This is a genomic window from Micromonospora sp. NBC_00421 (assembly GCF_036017915.1).
GTDB lineage: Bacteria > Actinomycetota > Actinomycetes > Mycobacteriales > Micromonosporaceae > Micromonospora.
In genome coordinates this window covers 2,343,204-2,361,239 of the sequence record NZ_CP107929.1, presented here as the reverse complement: position 1 = coordinate 2,361,239, position 18,036 = coordinate 2,343,204, and the positions used below count along the sequence as shown (strand labels likewise).

Here is an 18,036-nt window from a genome sequence, read left to right as displayed (position 1 = left end):
TGGGGTAAAGGAACACATGACACGTCTCCTGACGTAGGGCTGGGGGATCGGGGTGGTTCAGGCGGCGGGGATGCCGACGACCTCGACGTCGACGTCCTCGGCGCGCAGCGCCTTCACCGCCCGGTAGAGCGCCACCTGGGCGAAGGTGAACAGGGTGCCGACGGTGACCGGTCGACCGCTGCCCAGGGCGATCGCATAGATCACCTTGCGGGGCCGGAAGTCCGCGCCGATCTCCCGGCCGTTGGGCTGCCGCCGGACCAGCTCGGCGAACTGCTCCCGGGCGTCCGCCTCGTAGCGCAGGGCATCCACCGAGGCGGCGCCCTGGGCGAAGAGATGGCTCAGTGGGGAGCTGCCCGAGGCGCGCTTGACGTGGATCAGCTCGCCGTGCGGGCCGAGCAGGTCGCAGGCCTCGATGCCGCGCCGGTGCTGGGCCGTGCGCAGCAGCTTCTTGTCGAGCAGCACCAGGCGGGGATCGCGGTCGGCGACGGCCCGGTTGTAGGCGTCCTCGTCGGGCAGGTCGGGCGTCCACGGCGGCAGGCTGATGCCACTGGGGCGGCTCAGGATCTCCGCGATCTCCTGGCGCAGGAACTCGCGGTGCCGGTCGCCGATCTCGTACCAGCCGCCTTCGTGCAGCAGCAGGTGGCCCGCGCCGACCGACACCTCGGCGGTGATCCAGCGGGCGACCGGCGTCGAGAGCAGTTCCTCGGTGCCACCCGTGTCGGCGCAGAGGGTGATCCGTCCCTTCTGGAGCCCGGCCCACCGGTCAGCCTCCGCCGCCCGCCGGGTGTGGGCCAGGACGGCGGGCAGGTCCAGCTCGGTGACCAGGGCGGACCGTCGGCCGGACTTCGGGACCTGGATCCGGTACGACCGCACGGCCTCGATGTCGGCGACGAGGTCGCCGGGAACGGCCACCCCGAGCTGCGCCGGCTCCGACTCGCCGAGCCGGGCGTCCAGCGCGGCGGTCAGCGCGGGCAGTCGGGGATCCCGGGGGGAGACCGGTCGGATCTGGGTGACGAACTCCAGGTCGGCCAGGGGCGACTCCTGCCGGCAGACCCGGTCGATCTCCCGCAGGTCGGCGAGCAGCCCGGCGGGCTCCACGGCGAGGTGGATGCGCAGCGCGTCGCCGCCCTCGATGCGGGTGGGCCGGCCGGTGCGGCGGCACACGGTCAGGTTCGGGTTGTCGGTCGGGCCGCAGAGCTGGCCGACGATCTCGCCCCACTTGTCGATGCCGAACTTGCGGATGGGTTGACCGGCCGGGACGAGGCTGCGGTCCACCCGACCGGCGATGCCAACCATCCGTCGCCTGACCTGGCGGATCTCGCTGGACAGCAGTGCGCGTACGGCGAAGGAGACCCCGAACGTCGGGTCGACGACCGTCTGCTCGATCAGGTGTCGGCCCAGCGTGCCGTAGGTGAGGGCGTACGCCCGGTCGTCGACGGCCAGCAGGAGCGCGCCGCCGCCGCTGCCGTAGCCGAGCTCGACCTCGCGGCCGGTGAGGCGGGTGAGCACGTCGCACCAGTCGGCGCGGGGGCGGGGCACGGTGCCGTGCACGAGCAGCGCCGGTGCGCCGGCGACCTGCCGGGTGTTGACCGGGAAGCCGCTGTCCATCAGGTACTGGCGGTTCAGCGCCCGGGTCAGCCCGGCGGCCGTCGGGTCGACCCGGAGCCGGTGGACGGTCGTCGGGTAGGTCCCCGGTGGTGGGGCGGGCACCGGGTGCTCGAACAGCGGAGGCTGGGTGTTCCCGGGTCGCCGGGAGTCCTCCCGCGCACCCGGGCGGGTCGACGATCCGGTCGTCAGGTGGTGCTGCGTGTGCCGCATCTCGATCTCCTCGCAGTGGCTCCGTTGCGGTGTACATGAGAACATCACACGTGAACGCTGTCAACAGACGCGATGCTTGACGGCTGTGGCACACTACGAAAATGCAGGAGACACCGACCATGACGGCAGCGGAGATCGCCCGGCTCGCCGGGGTCGGCCGGGCCGCCGTCAGCAACTGGCGCAAACGGCACGCCGACTTCCCCGCCCCGGTGGGTGGCTCGGCGGCCAGCCCCGAGTTCGACCTGGGCCAGGTCGAGCAGTGGCTCCGCGACCAGGGCAAGCTGCCCGAGCTCGACACCGCCGACCGGCTCTGGCGGCACCTCGCGGCGGCCGGCGAGTCGCCGGCCGCCGCCCTCGTCGCCGTCGGCGCGAGACTGCTCGCCCGCCACCGCGACCACCCTCCCCAGGACACCACCGCACCTCCCGCCGGCTCGCAGCCCGGTACGGCGCTGCCCGCCGGTTCGTTGCCCACCGCACTGCCGGCCGCCGGTTCGTTGCCCGCCGCGCTGCTGGCCGACGTGGACGCGCTCGCCGACGAGCGGGGTGCGCCGGACGCCTTCGACGAGTTGTGGCGGCGGTTCTCCGGCCCCGGTCCCGGTCGGCCCCTCGCCACCCCCGACGACCTGGCCGACCTGATGGTCGGGCTCGCCGCAGCGGGCGGCGGCACCGTGCTCGACCCGGCCGTCGGCTCCGGGGCCACCCTGCGGGCCGCCGCCCGCGCGGGCTGCACCGCCGCCTACGGGCAGGAGATCGACGCGGACCTCGCCGCGCTCGCCGGACTGTGGTTGGCCCTGCGGGACGTGCCCGGCGAGGTGCGCACCGGTGACTCGCTGCGCGCCGACGCGTTCGCCGGCCAGCCGGTCGACGCCGTCGTCTGCCACCCGCCGTTCGGCGTCGCCAACTGGGGCGACGACGAGCTGGGCCACGATCCCCGCTGGATCGTCGGCACCACCCCGCGTACCGAACCGGAGCTGGCCTGGGTGCAGCACGCCCTCGCCCACCTGCGGGTCGGCGGGCACGCGGTGCTGCTGATGCCGCCCACGGTGGCCAGCCGCCGCGCCGGCAAGCGTATCCGCAGCGAACTGCTGCGCCGGGGCCACCTGCGCGCGGTGATCGCGCTTGCGCCGGGGGTGGCCGCGTCGCACGGTGTGCCGCTGCACCTGTGGGTGGTGCGGCGGGCCGCGACGGACGCGCCGCCGCCGCCACGGGCGCTGCTTGTCGACGCGGCCGGCGGCGAGCTGGCCGAGACCGCCCCCCGGGTGCTGGCCGTATGGCGGGACTTCGACACCGCGCCGGACGCCGAGGTCGACCAGGCCGGCTTCGCCCGCACCGTGCCGGTGATCGAACTGCTCGACGAGGAGGTCGACCTGACGCCCGCCCGCCGGCAACCGGCCGTCGGCGGCGAGGCGTCGGGAGAACAGTTGGTACGCACCAGAGAGCGGCTGGCCGCCGTCGTCGCCGAGCTGCCGGCGCTGATGCCGCCGGCCATCCCCGCGCCCGACGGGGCGGCCGGGCAGTTCCTCACCGTCGGCGAGCTGCTCCGGGCCGGCGCGCTGCACCTGGTCGGGCCGGTGCGGGCCGGCGTATCGGAGCCGGCCCCGGACGGGCCGCCCGTGCTCACCGTCGGGGACGTGCTCGCCGGTGCGCAGGCCTCCGGCCGGATCGACGACCGGTACGGCCAGCAGATCCCCCTGGAGGTGGGGGACGTGGTGGTGCCGGTGGTCGCCCAGCAGCTCACCGCGCGGGTGGTCACCACGGCGGGGGCGCTGCTGGGGCGCAACCTCTATCTGTTGCGGCCGGATCCGGGGGCGCTGGACCCGTGGTTCCTGGCCGGGCAGTTGCGCACCTCGGCCAACGAGAAACAGGCGTCGAGCCTGTCCGGGACGCTGCGCTTCGACATCCGGCGGGCGTCGGTGCGGCGGCTGGGCCTGCCGGAGCAGCGGGCCTACGGCGAGGCGGCCCGGCGGCTGGACGACTTCGAGCGGGCACTGCGGCAGGCGGCGACGCTGGGGGCGGAACTGGTGCAGCTCACCGCGGACGGGCTGGCCCGGGGCGCGATCCGGCCGACGTGAGCGGTCCCCGCCACCCGGGGGTGACGGGGACCTGGCTGCGCCGGCGTCACGACGAGATCGTCAGGTGGAACGCCCGGTCGGCGGGGGCACCCGCCGAGGTGAACGTCTGGACGAACACGCCGTTCGGCACGCCGAACCGGCCGACCACCGCGATCTCGCCACTGGGCGAGGCCCCGACGGCACCGGTCAGGCCGATGCTCCCCACGTACGCGGAGCGGGTCAGGTCGTGGGTGAACACCACCTGGTACTGCCCCACGGCGAGGCGGGTGGACGAGACCACCCCGAAGCCACGGTTCAGGACCCCGTTGGCCTCGACCACAGCCCAGAAGAGCTGCGCGGTCGGCGGCATGCCGGCCGAGGTGGCGGGGACCAGAAGCGCGGTGGCCTCGGCGATGTCACTGGCGCTCGGGGCGGGCTGGTCGGCGTGCTTGGCGGACTCGGTGGACATGGTGTCTCCTTCGGGTGGCGCCGCAGCGGTGCGGCGGTGTGGCAGTAAAGGGGTAAATTTGGTGATCAGAAGCAACTTGCCGGTTGAATCTGATCAATGCCCCTTTATGAGGTAAACGGTAGGCGTTCCGGCCCAGGTCAGACCAGGGATGCAGCTGTCCAATCATGGACACGCGACTATTTGATCAAGGCATTGAGCTGCGCGTATGCCTGTACCGGACGGCGTCGCGACGCCTCGGGGGCGCAGTGCCGCCGATTCGACGGCTGGCCCCATGATCGTCCATGTTGTACGGTCATGCGTCCGTCACTCGTGAGGTCGACCCGGCAGCGATCGAGGCGGGTGGTCGGCGTGATGAGGGGACCGGATGGCGCGGGGCAGGATCGGCGGCTACGAGATCGTCACACCACTCGGCTCGGGCGGCATGGGCGACGTGTTCTTCGCGGTGTCGCCGACTGCCGAGCGGGTGGCGCTCAAGGTGATCAGACAGCACCTCATCGAGGAACCGACGGTTCGGGAGCGGTTCGCCGCCGAGGTCGACAGCTTGAAGCTGGTCTACGGATCCCGGGTGGCCCGGCTGGAGGGCGCCGACCCGTACGCGAATCCGGCCTGGCTGGCCGTCGAGTACGTTCCCGGTGCGACGCTGCGTCAGCACGTCGACGCGCGGGGACCGTTGCCGTTGCCGCTGGCCGCCCTGGCCGGCGCGATGCTCGCCGAGGGCCTCGCCAAGGTGCACCAGGTCAAGTTGCTGCACCGCGATCTCAAGCCGCAGAACATCATCCTCGGCCCGGATGGACCGAAGCTCATCGACTTCGGCCTCGCCATTCTGATCGAACGTCACGCCTACCTGACCGAGCCGGGCGCCCTGGTCGGCACCCCCGCCTACATGTCGCCCGAGCAGGTCAAGGGTGAGCGGGAGCTCACTGCGGCGGTGGACATCTACGGGCTGGCCGCGACGTTGGTCTTCGCGCTAACCGGCCACGGCCTCTACCCCCCGACCAACTCGTGGAACCTGCTGCTGCGGATCAGTGAGCCGAGCGACCTGCCTGACCTGTCGGACGTGCCGGCCGAGCTGGCCCAGCTGCTCGGCACCATGCTCGCCTTCGACCCCACCGCCCGCCCCGGGCTGCACGACGTCCGCACCCGGCTGCTGGCCGTCGCCACCGCCACCAGCGGCCGGAGCGTCCACGCCCTGCGACAGGAGCTGGCCGCGCTCACCTACGACGGGGAGACCGAGCTGCTGGTCCCGCCGGATCTTGACGACCCGAGGCAGGACCCGGAGGGCGGCGCGGTCACCGAGGGCGACCGCGTCGTGGTGCCCGCAACGACATCGACGGAAGTCGACCCCGAGCGGCCGGACACCGGCCGATCGGACGTCACGTGGCTGGTCGACAAGATGCGCCGTCAGTACGCCCGCCGCTCGACCCTGTAGGAAGGCTCCACCGATGACCACCCCCCAGGTCGCCACCTTCGCCCCGGGTTCCCGCATCGTCGTGCGGGACGAGGAGTGGCTGATCCGCAGCGTCCGGACCGGCACCGCGGACGGCACGATGGTGAAGGCCGTCGGCGTGTCCGAGTTCGTGCAGGACGTCGAGGCGACCTTCTTCACCGCGCTCGAAGACATCACCCCGCTGGTGCCGGAGGAGACGGAACTCGTCCAGGACGCCTCGTCGCGGTTCCGGCAGAGCCGGCTCTTCCTGGAGGCGGTGCTGCGGCGTACGCCGTTGCCGCGTACCGAGCGGGGGTTGGCGCTGGCCGACCGGTTCCTGTTGGACCCGTTGCCCTACCAGCAGCGGCCCGTCGAGCTGGCGTTGGCCGGGCTGCGGCCCCGGATCCTGTTGGCCGACGTGGTGGGGTTGGGCAAGACCCTGGAGGTCGGGCTGATCCTCGCCGAGCTGATCCGCCGGGGTCGGGGCGACCGCATCCTGGTGGTGTCGCCGCAGCAGGTCCTCGAACAGTTCCAGCGGGAGCTGTGGACCCGGTTCGCGATCCCGCTGGTCAGGCTCGACTCGACAGGCATCCAGCGGATCCAGCAGGAGATTCCGGCCGGGCGTAACCCGTTCACCTACTTCAAGCGGGCCATCATCTCGGTGGACACCCTCAAGGACGCCGGCCAGTTCGGCCATCACCTGGAGGCCACCACCTGGGACGCGGTGGTCATCGACGAGTCGCACAACCTGATCAACAAGGGCACCCAGCGCAACGAGCTGGCCCGCCGGCTGGCCGCCAAGACTGACGCGTTGCTGTTGGCCAGCGCCACCCCGCATAACGGCGACAAGGAGTCCTTCGCCCGGTTGATCTCGTTGCTCGACCCGGCGGCGATCGCCAACGAGAAGGACTACCAGGCAAGCGACATCGCGCACCTCTACCTGCGCCGTACGAAGATCAGCCCGGAGGTACGCGACCAGATCGGCGACAAGTGGGCCGACCGGGGACCGTCGCAGGCCCTGCACTGCCCGGCGAGCCCGATCGAGGAGCAGATCTTCGGCGAGCTGACCGACGTGTGGTTGGCCCGCAGGTGGACCGACGAGGCGATCACCGGCCAGCACCGGCTCTTCCCGTACACCCTGCTGAAGTCGTTCCTGTCGTCGCACCGGGCGTTGCACGAGACGGTGACCAACCGGCGGAAGAAGGCCACCGGCACCGAGCGGGCGGCGCTGGACCGGCTGGCGGAGCTGACCACGGCGATGACCGACCGGGATTCCAGCAAGCTGCGCCGGTTGGTCGACGCGCTGAGGGAGATCGGCGTCGGGCGGGGCAGCGACACCCGGGCGGTGGTCTTCTCCGAGCGGGTGCCGACCATCAAGTGGCTCGCCGACGTGGTGCCCGGGATGCTCGGCCTCAGGCCGGGCGCGATCCGGGTGCTGCACGGCGGGGTGGCCGACAAGGACGAACAGACGATCCTGCAGGAGTTCGAGCTGGCCGGCAGCGAGGTCAGGCTGCTGTTCACCGGGGACGTCGCCTCCGAGGGGGTCAACCTGCACCGGCAGTGCCACCACCTGTTCCACTACGACATCCCGTGGAGTCTGATCCGAATCGAGCAACGCAACGGGCGTGTCGACCGCTACGGGCAGCAGCACCAGCCGCAGTTCCGGGCGCTGATCCTCACCTCCGACCGCCCGGACGCCAAGGACGACCGGACGGTCGCCGAGAAGCTGCTGCGGCGCGAGGAGACCGCACACCGCAGCCTGGGCAGCGTCGAGGCGGTCACCGGCCGGTATGACGCCAAGGCCGAGGAGGACCGCCTGGTCCGGGACCTGCTCGCCGGAAAGACGGTGGACGAGTCCTACGACGCCGCGCACGCCGAGATCGACGTGATGGCCGACCTGTTCGGTGAGGTGGGCACCGCCCCCGTGGCGGCGGACGTCCCCCGCGCCCGGGTGCCGAAGCTGTTCGACTCGACCCGGGACTTCGTCGACGCCGCCCTCGCCGAGGTCTACGAGGACCGGCCGGAGGACCACCTCGACCTGCGCCGCGAGGACGAGCTGCTGACCTTCCTCGCCCCCGACGACCTGGTGCACCGGCTCACCGACCTGCCCCGCTCCTACCTGCGCGCCCACCGGGAGGGCGAGAACCTGCGGTTGAAGGTCACCTTCGATCGCCGGCTGGCCCAACGCAAGCTCGACCAGGCCCGGCAGAGCAAGACGCCGACGTGGCCGGAGATCGCCTTCCTCAGCGACGTGCACCCGATGGTCGACTGGCTGGTCGACAAGGTACTGATCCGGCTGGGCCGCCAGCAGGCACCGGTGCTCACCGCCGAGGTCACCGCGCCGACGTTCCTGATCCAGGGGGTCTACGCCAACCGCCTCGGCCAACCCACCGTCGTGCAGTGGATGGCGGTGGCCGACCTGCCGGCCGCGCCGACGATCCGGCCGATGGACGAGGTGCTGCGCGAGGCCAACGTCGGCCCGACGATGGTCAACCGCGCCGAGCCCATCGCGATCGATCCGTTGACGGCGCTGCTGCCGACGGCCGTCCACGCGGCCCGGCAACACCTCGAGGGCAAGCGCGCCGACTGGGCCGAGGCCAACGCCGAGCCGCTACGCCGGCACCGCAGGCAGTTGGAGACCTTCCAGCAGGCCAGCCTGCTCGACGAGTTGCCCGGCGCGCACCGGGAGAAGCGCCGCCGACACGTCGACGCCACCGTCCAGGAGCAGCACGACCTGCTCGACCGGTTGGAAACCGCAGGCGATCCGCTGCTGCGGGTGCTCGCCGTCCTCGTACCGTCGCAGGGGAGTGCCGCATGAGTTTCGAGTCGCTGACCAACCGGGGCGAGTACCTCTCCGCGCACTACCTGGCCGAGATCCTGCCCACCACCCTCAAGGGCGGTCTGCTCAAGCGGTGGGCCGACGACGAGAAGTCGGGTCGGGTCACCCCGCGCGCCGGGTTGCGGGGGATGCGCCGGCAGTACTTCGACGCCAAGACCGAGCTGACCGATGACGACTTCTTCGACCCGGAGCGGCTGGGCAAGCACCACCATGAGGTGCTGAAGGCGCTCGGCTTCGATCCGCAGCCGCAGACCATCACCGTCGAACGCTCCGGTCAGGAGTACGAGGTACGGGTCGCCCACGCCGAGCTGACCACCGCGCACGGCATCGTCGCCCTGGACTGTGGTTGGGCGGTCGACACCGAGGCGGCGCAGGACCCGGACGACGCCGGCCGGTTGCTCGACCCGCTGACCCTGTCGGGCACCGAGACCATCGAGACGGGGGCCAAGCTCGCCTCGCTGCTGTTCGCCGCCGACAGCCCGAAGCCCCGCTACGTGCTGATCCTCAGCGGCGGGGTGATCACCCTCGCCGACCGCACCGCCTGGGGCGAGGGCCGCTACCTGGCCGTCAGCCTCGACACCGCGTACGCCCGCAACGACGAGAAGGAACTCGACGTCGTCGCCGCGCTGTTCGGCGCGGACTCGCTGCGCCCGCCCGCCGAGGGCGGCACGGAGCCGCTCGCCGACCTGGTCGCCGGCTCCCGGCAGCACGCCGTCGGGGTGTCCAGCGAACTCCGCGAGGGCCTGAAGGTCTCCGTCGAACTCATCGCCAACGAGGTGCTCGACCAGATCCGGCAGGCCGGCTTTCAGCCGCAGGACGTGATGGACCTCGACGAGCTGGCCAGGGAGCTGGGCCGGGAGGCGCTGCGCTACCTCTACCGGATTCTGTTCCTGCTCTATGCCGAGGCCCGCCCCGAGCTGGGGGTGCTGCCGGTCAACGACCCGCAGTACGTCGAGGGCTACAGCCTGGCCCGCCTCGGTGACCTGGTGTCCCGCCGGATGGCCCCCTCCGCCGAGGGCGGCTACCACCTCTACGAGTCGTTGGACCTGCTGTTCCGCATGGTCAACGACGGGCACCGGCCGCGTGGCGGCACGGCTGTCGACGACCGGGCCAGCGAGGGGGAGGGGCTGCGGTTCGAGCCGATGAAGTCGGACCTGTTCCTGCCGGAGCGGACCAGGCTCATCGGCCGGCTGATCCCCGAGCCGGGCAGCGACCCCGACGACGAGGACGGCCCGAAGATCGACACCCGGCTGCGCAACAAGGTCCTCTACGAGGTGCTGCGCCGGCTGATGCTCACCAGGGGCGGCAAGCGGCGGCGTGGCGGTTTCATCTCGTACGCGCAGCTCGGCATCAACCAGCTCGGCGCGGTCTACGAGGGTCTGATGTCGTACACCGGTTTCGTCGCCACCGAGCAGCTCTACGAGGTCGCCAAGAACGGTGACCCAAAGGACGGCTCGTGGATGATCCCGGCGTCCAAGGTCGACGACTACGGCGACGGCGTCTTCGTCTACCAGGAGGACCCCTACACGGGCGTCCGCAGCCGGGTCAGTCACCAGCCCGGCGAGTTCGTCTACCGGCTCGCCGGCCGGGACCGGCAGACCAGCGCCTCCTACTACACGCCGCAGTCGTTGACCGAGGTCACCGTCCAACTCGCCCTGAAATACCGGCTCGACCAGGACGGCACGGTCACCCCGGCCCGGGAGCTGCTGGACTGGACGATCTGCGAGCCGGCGCTCGGCTCCGGCGCGTTCCTCAACGAGGCGATCAACCAGGTCGCCGCCGAATACCTGCGCCGCCGCGCCCGCGAGTTGCAGGTCGACCTGGAACCGGAGCAATACCACCTGGAACTCCAGCGGGTGAAGGCGTACATCGCGCTGCACAACAGCTACGGCGTCGACCTCAACCGCACCGCCGTCGAGCTGGCCGAGGTGTCGCTCTGGCTCAACGTCATGCACGCCGGCCTGCAAGCGCCGTGGTTCGGCCTGCACCTGCAACGCGGCAACTCGCTCATCGGCTGCGGACGCAAGACCTACACTGCGGCGCAGCTCGCCGACAAGTCGTGGCTGACCACCGCGCCCAAGGAACAGCCCTTCCGGGACGGCCCGATCGACGCCGACACCATCCACCACTTCCTGCTCCCCGCCGACGGCTGGGGCGCGGTCGCGGGCGAGAAGGAGGCCCGCGAGCTGGCGCCGGCCGAAACCGCCGCACTGAAATCCTGGCGTACGGCGATGAAGCGCATGCCGTCCGCCAAGGGCAAGAATTCGCAGGTCAAGCGGTTGCAGGGGTTGGCCGGGCGGGTCGAGTTCCTGTGGGGGCTGGTGCAGCAGCGCTTGGACATCTCCGAGCGGGAGATCCGCCGCGACATCAGGGTGTGGGGTGCCGACGACCTGCCGCCGGTCACCGAGGCGGTGCCCCGGGAGGAGATCCTGGCCGACCTGACCGCGCCCGGCACGCCCTACTGGCGGCTCAAGACGCTTATGGACGTCTGGTGCGCGCTGTGGTTCTGGCCGCTGGACAAGGTCGGCCTCCTCGACGGCACCGACCCCGCGTATCCGGCCGCGCCCGTCCAGGTCACCCACGTCAAGGACGAGCCGTCGTACGACGACCCGGTGGTCTATGAGACGGCGGACATCTTCGGCAACGTGCAGCCGCAGCAGATGAAGATGCCGACGAAGGCGACCGGCACCCGGCGGATGACGGTAGCCGAACACCTCCGCCGACAGGTCCCACTGACCAACCTAGACGACTGGCTGACGTTCGCCGAGGCGCTGATCGGCCGCAGCGATGCAGACGAGAGCACCGAGCGGTTCTACGGCCGGACGCTCACGAGTTTGGGAGAAATGAGCGAGTTCGAGCGCAGGCTCGACGGCGTGATCGGCGTCGACTCACCTTGGACCCTCTCGGACCGGTTCCCCTGGCTGCTAGCCGCCGACCAAATCGCCGAGCAGCAAGGGTTTTTTCATTGGGGGCTCGCCTTCGCGCAAGCCTTTACTAAAGGTGGTTTTGATCTTCAGGTGGGTAATCCGCCATGGGTAAGGCCACGATGGGATGAAGCGTCGATCCTCGCTGAGCATGATCCGTGGTTTCGGTTGATTGAAAAACCCTCTGCTGAATCTTGGCGTGGGCGGAAGGTGGACCTATTGAAGCTGCATCTTCCTGGGACTACGTTCCGCATGGAATTGACAAATAACGCTGCCACCGTTGCCTTTATCGGAAACTCGGTCGCTTTTCCGCTGCTTGTTGGTACTCAGCCGAATCTGTACCGAGCGATGATGTGCCAGGTGTGGAATAATCTTGGCCCCCAAGGGGCGGCGGGCTTGGTGCACCCTGATACCCACTTTGCTGGCACTAAAGAGGGGGTGCTCCGTGAGGCCTCCTACCGGCATCTGCGAGTGCATGCTGGCTTCGTAAATGCTGCCAACTGGGCATTCGCGGATGCAACTCGGAGTACCGAATTTGGGATGCATATCTATGGGCCGCCGGGACGCATTAGATTCCGCCATTTAAGTCGACTCTATGCTGCGTCGGTCGTGCTGGCTTCCTTGGACCACGTTGGTGGAGGACAGGTGCCAGGTCAGCGGTATCGAGGATCATGGGACAACCGGCCGCACCGATCGCGGGTGATCGATGTTGACGAACGCACTTTGCGTATATGGCAGCAGCTAATGGATGAAGAGCGCAGAGAGCCGGTGACGCGATCCGCGCTGCTACAACCAATCACTGCGGCAGAGGAGCGTGCCATTGCTGCGCTCTCAAGTGTTAGACGCAGGGTTGCAAACGAGCCCTATTTTATCTGTCGTGGCTATGATGAGGCTAACGCCAAAAAAGGCGGGCTGATTAGATGGAATCAAGAGGTCCCGTCCAGCCTGCGTGGCTTAGTCGTTCAAGGACCTCATCTCGGGATTGCAACTCCGTTGGTTAGGCAACCGCGAGTACCTTGTCGCGCCAGAAGCGACTGGGAATCGCTCGATTTGACCACGCTTGCCCCTGAGTTCATACCCAGAACCAACTATGTCCTTTCAGGGGATGAACATGCCAGTCGCGCGAGGCAGGATGTTTGGGGAAGTCGGCGCTATACGGATTACTATCGCGTTGCCTGGCGAGAAATGATTGCTTTCGACATAGAGCGTTCATTGTTCGCGGCGATTGTGCCACCAGGACCCTGTCATGTGAACGCCGTTCGGACCATGGCGCTAGAGAATAATCGGAAGACAGCAATCATGGCTGGACTCATGGCGGCGATCCCCCTTGATTACCAGCTTCGTATCACTGGGCGCGGGCATCTCGATGTTGGAACAGTGGTAACGCTTCCAGGGCCGAGTGAACAGCATCCACTGACCGCGAGTCTCCTACTTCGCACGCTTCGGCTGAACTGCATAACGGAGAGCTACTCTGAGTTGTGGTCCGAGTTGTATGAGCGGCAATGGTCGTCCGAAACTTGGTCAGTAGCGTGGGAAGGTATCGAACCACTCGGAACCGCAGATCCAAAATGGGATAATGATAGCCCTTTGCGAACCGAGCGAGCGCGGCGATCGGCACTGGTGGAGATTGATGCTCTGGTGGCAGTCTTGCTTGGCATCGGAATAGAAGAGCTCCTCGCTTTGTTGCGGGCGCGGTATCCGATTCTGATTGACCGAGAGAATGAAATGTGGTTCGATTCAAATGGCCGTAAGGTTGCCGCAGATCCCTACACCTTTGGTCAGGGTCAAACAAGGTCGCATTTTGATCAGCTCATGAGGTACCTTGAAGATTCCGATTCAAATTCTGTGCCCCAGGGTTATGCGGCGCCGTTCTACAAAGCAGATCGGGAGAGTGAGTATCGGCAGGCGCATGCCGTGTTCAGTCAGCGGCTTCAAGACGCGATCGAGGCGGGCTGGCAGCCGTCGTAGCCCGCTAATCTCTTTTACTCTCAGAGGAGAGTGCGGTGACCGCGCAGGGGTTTTCCCATAAGGGGTCTGGATGATCGCGGACATCGATAAGCTGGCGGCGATAGCGGTCGACGTCCACGTACTTGTAGATGTGATCGAGGCGCGCCGGAAATTACACTTCATCCCCGTGCGTCACTTGCGTGCCGGAGTTTGTGAAGGGGTAGGACGATTTACTCGATGCCGGGCGGATCTGACGTAATCAACAAGTCGGCCGCATTAGGCTTCCGTGTCTTGCAGGTCCGGTCGGTGGTCTTTTATCCATCGCTCGACGTCTTCTGCCCGCCAGATCCGTCCGACTGACAGGACAGCCACTGGATCGGGGAACGACTTCGAGTTGGTGATCTGGTAGGCGCGCGTGCGGGAGACGCCAAGCATCTCCTGCACCTCTTGGCTCGCTACCAGCCGGAGCTTTCCCACGGGGCCAACGCTAGAAGCACCCGAACTGAACATGTGCCCCCTGAGCGATCACACTGTGCAGACGCTTATAAGCATGTAGGCTGTGCACGTGTTCACCCGCTTGGTGAGCCCGAGGCAGGGGAGGGTCCATGGGTCGGCGGTGGAAGTGGTTCCTGAGGGTGGGGCGGGCAGGTGTTGACCTGGTGGGGGAGGTCGTACCGGAGGGGGGTGGGTCGGGGCGCTCGCGGCCCTCGGGCGGGCTGGTGGGCGTACCAGATGAGTCTGGGGCCTCGCGGGGCGGCGGTGTGGTGGGGGCCGGGCGGGGCGTGCGGCGGGTGGGGGTGGCCCGGAACCAGCGGGCGGTCCGTTACGCGCTGCTGCCGTCGGGTGAGTGCCACGGGCGGCGGGGGAGCGGGCCGGGGGAGGGGCGGCGGGCCGATGGTTGACGACGGGTCGTCGGTGCCGCGTCGGCACCTCGGGCGGGTGCTGCGGCAGTTGCGGGTCGAGGCGTGCATGACGGTGGACGGCGCGGCGGAGGCGTTGCAGTACAGCCGGCGCAAGCTGTGGCAGATCGAGGCGGGCCGGTCTGCGGTGAGTCGCAGCGACGTGCGGGTCATGTGCGAGCGCTACGCTGCGCGGCCCGAGCTGACCGGCGCGCTGGTCACCCTCGCCGGGGAGACGCGGGCGAAGGGCTGGTGGCCTGCCTACGGTGATCCGCTGCCCCGCTGGTGCGAGCCCTACGTCAGCCTGGCCGCCGACGCCTGTCGGCTCCGCGAGCACGCCGACGGGATGATCCCCGTGCTGCTACAGACCCGCGACTACGCGACGGCCGTGTGTCGGCAACGGCCGGACCTCACCGTGGGGGACCGGGACCGGCTGATCGAGGTACGGCTGCGGCGGCAGGAGGTGCTGCGGCGGCTGCCGGCGGCACCCCGGTTTGAGGTGGTGCTCGCCGAGGCGGTGCTACTGCGTGCCGTCAGCGATCCGGCGGTCATGGTCGCGCAGTTGCGGCACCTGGTCGAGGCGAGTCGGCTACCGCAGGTGTCGTTGCGGGTGGTGCCGCTCGCCGTCGGGGTGCACCGGGCACTCCTCGCGGGCCCGTTCCTGCTGATCGACTTCCCGCCGGTCAACCGGGTCGAGCCGGACCCGCCGGTGGTCTACCCCGACTTGGGCCACGGTTGGCTGATTTCGTGGCCGGCAGGGCTGTGGCCTGGGGTGTCGTGTCGGGAGGTGCGCACTAAACGGGTCGGGTTCTATGGTGCGTGGCCGTGGCGTACGTGCGGACGGTGAAGACGGCTTCTGGGGCGCGGGCGGTGCAGATCGTGCACTCCCAGCGGCGGGGGTCGCGGGATATCGAGCACATCGGGTCCGCGCACACGGACGCGGACCTGGAGTTGTTGAAGGCGGTGGCGCAGCAGCGGATGGCCGCGGGGCAGGGCGAGTTGGACCTACGGTTGCCGGACAGCCCGGCCAACGGGGGTGCTCCATTGCCGATCACCTCCTCGCGGATGGGGCACTTGCTGGACGCGTTGTGTCGGGGCTTTGAGGTGTTGGGCTTCGGGGCCGCGACCGGTCGCGACGAGGTGTTCGCCGCGTTGGTGGTGGCCCGGATCATCGAGCCGACCAGCAAGCTGGACTCCCTGCGGGTGCTGTCGGAGGCCGGCATGGATCCGCCGTCCTACCGGACGGTGAAACGGCGACTGCGGGTCTACGCCGGAGCTGATCAGAACCCCGACGCCGCCGCTTCCGACGGCAGTGGCGATTCGGGGTTGGGGAGGCAGGGTGGTGTCGATCCCGCTGGCGGGCAGTGGCGGGCTCGGCTGGCGCGTGCCTGCGCCGAGCATGTGTGCCTGGGCCCGTCGACGTTGCTGCTGTACGACGTGACGACGTTGTACTTCGAGGCCGATGAGGGTGACGGGTTCCGTGAGCCGGGCTTCTCGAAAGAGCGCCGTCTGGAGCCGCAGATCACCGTGGGGTTGCTGACCGACGGGGCGGGGTTCCCGTTGATGGTGCACGCGTTCGAGGGCAACCGGGCCGAGACGACCACCATGATGCCGGTGCTGCGGGCGTTCCTGGACGCGCACCGGTTGTCCGATGTCACGGTGGTGGCTGACGCGGGGATGGTGTCGGAGGCGAATAAACGCGCGATCGAAGCCGCCGGGTTGTCGTTCATCCTCGGCGCCCGTGTCCCCGACGTGCCCTACGTCGTCGCCGCGTGGCGCGACGCCCACCCCGACACCGACATCCCCGACGGGCACGTGTTCGTCCAGCCCTGGCCGGCCGGAACCGGCGACAAACGCCGCGATCACACGATCTTCTACCAGTACCGGGCCGACCGGGCCCGCCGCACCCTACGAGGAATCGACACCCAGGTCGGCAAAGCCGAGAACGCCGTCGCCGGCAAGACACCGGTCAAACGGAACAGGTACGTGCGCCTGACCGGCGCGACCAAGAGCGTCAACCGCACCCTGGAGACCAAGAACCGGACCCTGGCCGGGATCAAGGGCTACGTCACCAACCTGTCCAACCCCGACCCGGAGCAGGTGATCAGCGCCTACAGCCGGCTCCTGCAGGTCGAGAAGTCCTTCCGGATGTCCAAGACCGACCTGGCCGCCCGACCGATCTACCACCACACCCGCGAATCCATCGAAGCGCACCTGACCATCGTGTTCGCCGCCCTGGCCGTGTCCCGATGGATCGAGAACACCACCGGCTGGAGCATCAAACGCTTCGTCACCACCGCCCGCCGCTACCGCACCATCCAGATCCAGGCCGGCGGCCACACCATTACCGCCGCCGACCCCGTCCCCGACGATCTCCAGACCGCCCTCGATGCGATCCACGGCACGCACTAATTGGCCCAAGTCGGGTCTTCCCGCCGGTCAACCGGGTCGAGCCGGACCCGCCGGTGGTCTACCGCGAGCTGTTGACCGGCGCGCTCTATCTCGACGGAGAATCGGAGGTGGCCGCGTACGAGGAGGCCTGGGCCGGTCTGGACGCGGTGGCCCTGGACCACGACGAGTCCCGCCGGCTTATCGAGAAGATCAGCGCCGAGGTCCACCACCGGGATGCCTGACTGCCCACCGTCAGGCGGGGTGCCAGGTGCCGCATCCCTCGGTGTGGAAGCCGTAGTCGCTGGAACGAATAGTGACCTGAACTCGCTTGGCGCCATTGACAAAGTAGTTGTCAATGGTTCCGCCGTTGCGGTTCTGCCGCTCCCAGTAGCAGCCCGCCACGTCGCGCGTAATATATGTACCTGGCTTGATGTCCTTGCCCACCCGGTAGGTGCCATCGTCAAAGATGCGTCCCTCCCGTTCAAGCGTGACGTCACGCTGTCCCCGCTTTAATGCACCCCGCCATTTTGCCGCTTGAGGATGGTTGGAGCACAGCTTGAGAGTCGCGGTCATCTGCGGTATGTCTTCCTCGCTCACGCTGAAACCGGGCTCGGTGGCCTCATCATCCGGGTCTACAGACGCGCATTCCTCGTATTGAAAGGAAATGTCGTCGTCATCTCCCTCGGATGCCTTGTATACGGCATTCTCCAAGGGGGAGAGCGGTTTGACTTTGTTCTCATAGAAGTTGTTGACAACGTCACACGAGGTCAGCTTTAGTGCCCATGCCTCCGAAAAATCAGGGGGGCCTTTCGGGCCAGGGTAAATCCTCAAGTCGCGGTTGGTGCCGTGTTGATCCTGACATGATAGATCGACGACGTTGCCGGACGGCACCAGCGGCGTGGGGGAGGAGCTCGGCGTGGGACTGAGGCTGGGGCTCGGCGTCAGGCTGGGTTTATCGCTCGGCGTCCGAGCAGGCGAAGATGCAACGCCCTGCGGCACCGATGCGGCGTCGCCACAGCCGGCGAGGCCCACCACCAACCCTGCCGTCAGCAAGATAAAAAACGCGCGGACCGTCACCCAGTCATCCTCTCGAGAGATCTGCACAGATTGTGCTCTGTTGTGCGGCCCGGATCGCGCAGCCAGATGATCAGTTCTGGACGGCCGAACAGCACATGTGGATGCCCGGAAGGGTCGGGTGGAGAGGCGATCGGCCCAAGGACCGCACGCCAGCACACCGCTGATGCTCGTCGTCGAGACGGTGGTGCCATGGTG

General features: G+C 68.6%; 11 protein-coding genes. 7 read left to right on the top strand and 4 right to left on the bottom strand.

Annotated features, from left to right (window positions below):
* Positions 1-57: 57 nt before the first annotated feature.
* Positions 58-1,818, bottom strand: coding sequence for a DUF6119 family protein (locus OHQ87_RS10220; RefSeq protein WP_328347226.1), 1,761 nt, complete (start codon positions 1,816-1,818; stop codon positions 58-60).
* A gap of 101 nt (positions 1,819-1,919) precedes the next feature.
* On the opposite strand from OHQ87_RS10220, the gene OHQ87_RS10215 reads away from it, so the two are divergent.
* The gene (locus tag OHQ87_RS10215; RefSeq protein WP_328347224.1) at positions 1,920-3,890 is read left to right on the top strand and encodes an N-6 DNA methylase; all 1,971 of its coding nucleotides are present in this window, start codon (positions 1,920-1,922) and stop codon (positions 3,888-3,890) included.
* Between the two features lie 46 nt (positions 3,891-3,936).
* Here OHQ87_RS10215 and OHQ87_RS10210 read toward each other — a convergent pair whose 3' ends face one another.
* The gene (locus OHQ87_RS10210) at positions 3,937-4,338 is read right to left on the bottom strand and encodes a hypothetical protein (protein ID WP_328347222.1); all 402 of its coding nucleotides are present in this window, start codon (positions 4,336-4,338) and stop codon (positions 3,937-3,939) included.
* A 364-nt stretch (positions 4,339-4,702) separates the two neighbouring features.
* On the opposite strand from OHQ87_RS10210, the gene OHQ87_RS10205 reads away from it, so the two are divergent.
* Genes OHQ87_RS10205 through OHQ87_RS10195 form a run of 3 tightly spaced genes read left to right on the top strand, consistent with a single transcriptional unit; the run spans position 4,703 to position 13,495 of the window.
* Positions 4,703-5,767: a serine/threonine protein kinase gene (locus OHQ87_RS10205; protein ID WP_328347220.1), complete on the top strand. Its 1,065-nt coding sequence runs from the start codon at positions 4,703-4,705 to the stop codon at positions 5,765-5,767.
* A 13-nt stretch (positions 5,768-5,780) separates the two neighbouring features.
* Positions 5,781-8,582 carry an SNF2-related protein gene (locus tag OHQ87_RS10200; RefSeq protein ID WP_328347218.1) on the top strand — a complete coding sequence of 934 codons (2,802 nt, stop codon included), beginning with the start codon at positions 5,781-5,783 and terminating at the stop codon, positions 8,580-8,582.
* Positions 8,579-13,495 carry a class I SAM-dependent DNA methyltransferase gene (locus tag OHQ87_RS10195; RefSeq protein WP_328347216.1) on the top strand — a complete coding sequence of 1,639 codons (4,917 nt, stop codon included), beginning with the start codon at positions 8,579-8,581 and terminating at the stop codon, positions 13,493-13,495. The genes OHQ87_RS10200 and OHQ87_RS10195 overlap by 4 nt, the downstream gene beginning before the upstream one ends.
* A gap of 255 nt (positions 13,496-13,750) precedes the next feature.
* On the opposite strand, the gene OHQ87_RS10190 is transcribed toward OHQ87_RS10195, so the two are convergent.
* Positions 13,751-13,984, bottom strand: coding sequence for a helix-turn-helix transcriptional regulator (locus OHQ87_RS10190; protein WP_328347214.1), 234 nt, complete (start codon positions 13,982-13,984; stop codon positions 13,751-13,753).
* A 384-nt stretch (positions 13,985-14,368) separates the two neighbouring features.
* Between OHQ87_RS10190 and OHQ87_RS10185 the strand changes: the two genes are divergently transcribed.
* Genes OHQ87_RS10185 through OHQ87_RS10175 form a run of 3 tightly spaced genes read left to right on the top strand, consistent with a single transcriptional unit; the run spans position 14,369 to position 17,006 of the window.
* On the top strand, positions 14,369-15,220 hold the full coding sequence (locus tag OHQ87_RS10185; RefSeq protein WP_328347212.1) for a helix-turn-helix domain-containing protein: 852 nt from the start codon (positions 14,369-14,371) through the stop codon (positions 15,218-15,220).
* Complete coding sequence (locus OHQ87_RS10180) at positions 15,199-16,785, top strand: IS1634 family transposase (protein WP_442930736.1); 1,587 nt, start codon at positions 15,199-15,201, stop codon at positions 16,783-16,785. Before OHQ87_RS10185 ends, OHQ87_RS10180 begins: the two co-directional genes overlap by 22 nt.
* On the top strand, positions 16,785-17,006 hold the full coding sequence (locus tag OHQ87_RS10175; RefSeq protein ID WP_328348796.1) for a Scr1 family TA system antitoxin-like transcriptional regulator: 222 nt from the start codon (positions 16,785-16,787) through the stop codon (positions 17,004-17,006). The genes OHQ87_RS10180 and OHQ87_RS10175 overlap by 1 nt, the downstream gene beginning before the upstream one ends.
* Before the next feature lie 10 nt (positions 17,007-17,016).
* On the opposite strand, the gene OHQ87_RS10170 is transcribed toward OHQ87_RS10175, so the two are convergent.
* Positions 17,017-17,841 carry a hypothetical protein gene (locus OHQ87_RS10170; RefSeq protein WP_328347210.1) on the bottom strand — a complete coding sequence of 275 codons (825 nt, stop codon included), beginning with the start codon at positions 17,839-17,841 and terminating at the stop codon, positions 17,017-17,019.
* Between the last annotated feature and the right edge of the window lie 195 nt (positions 17,842-18,036).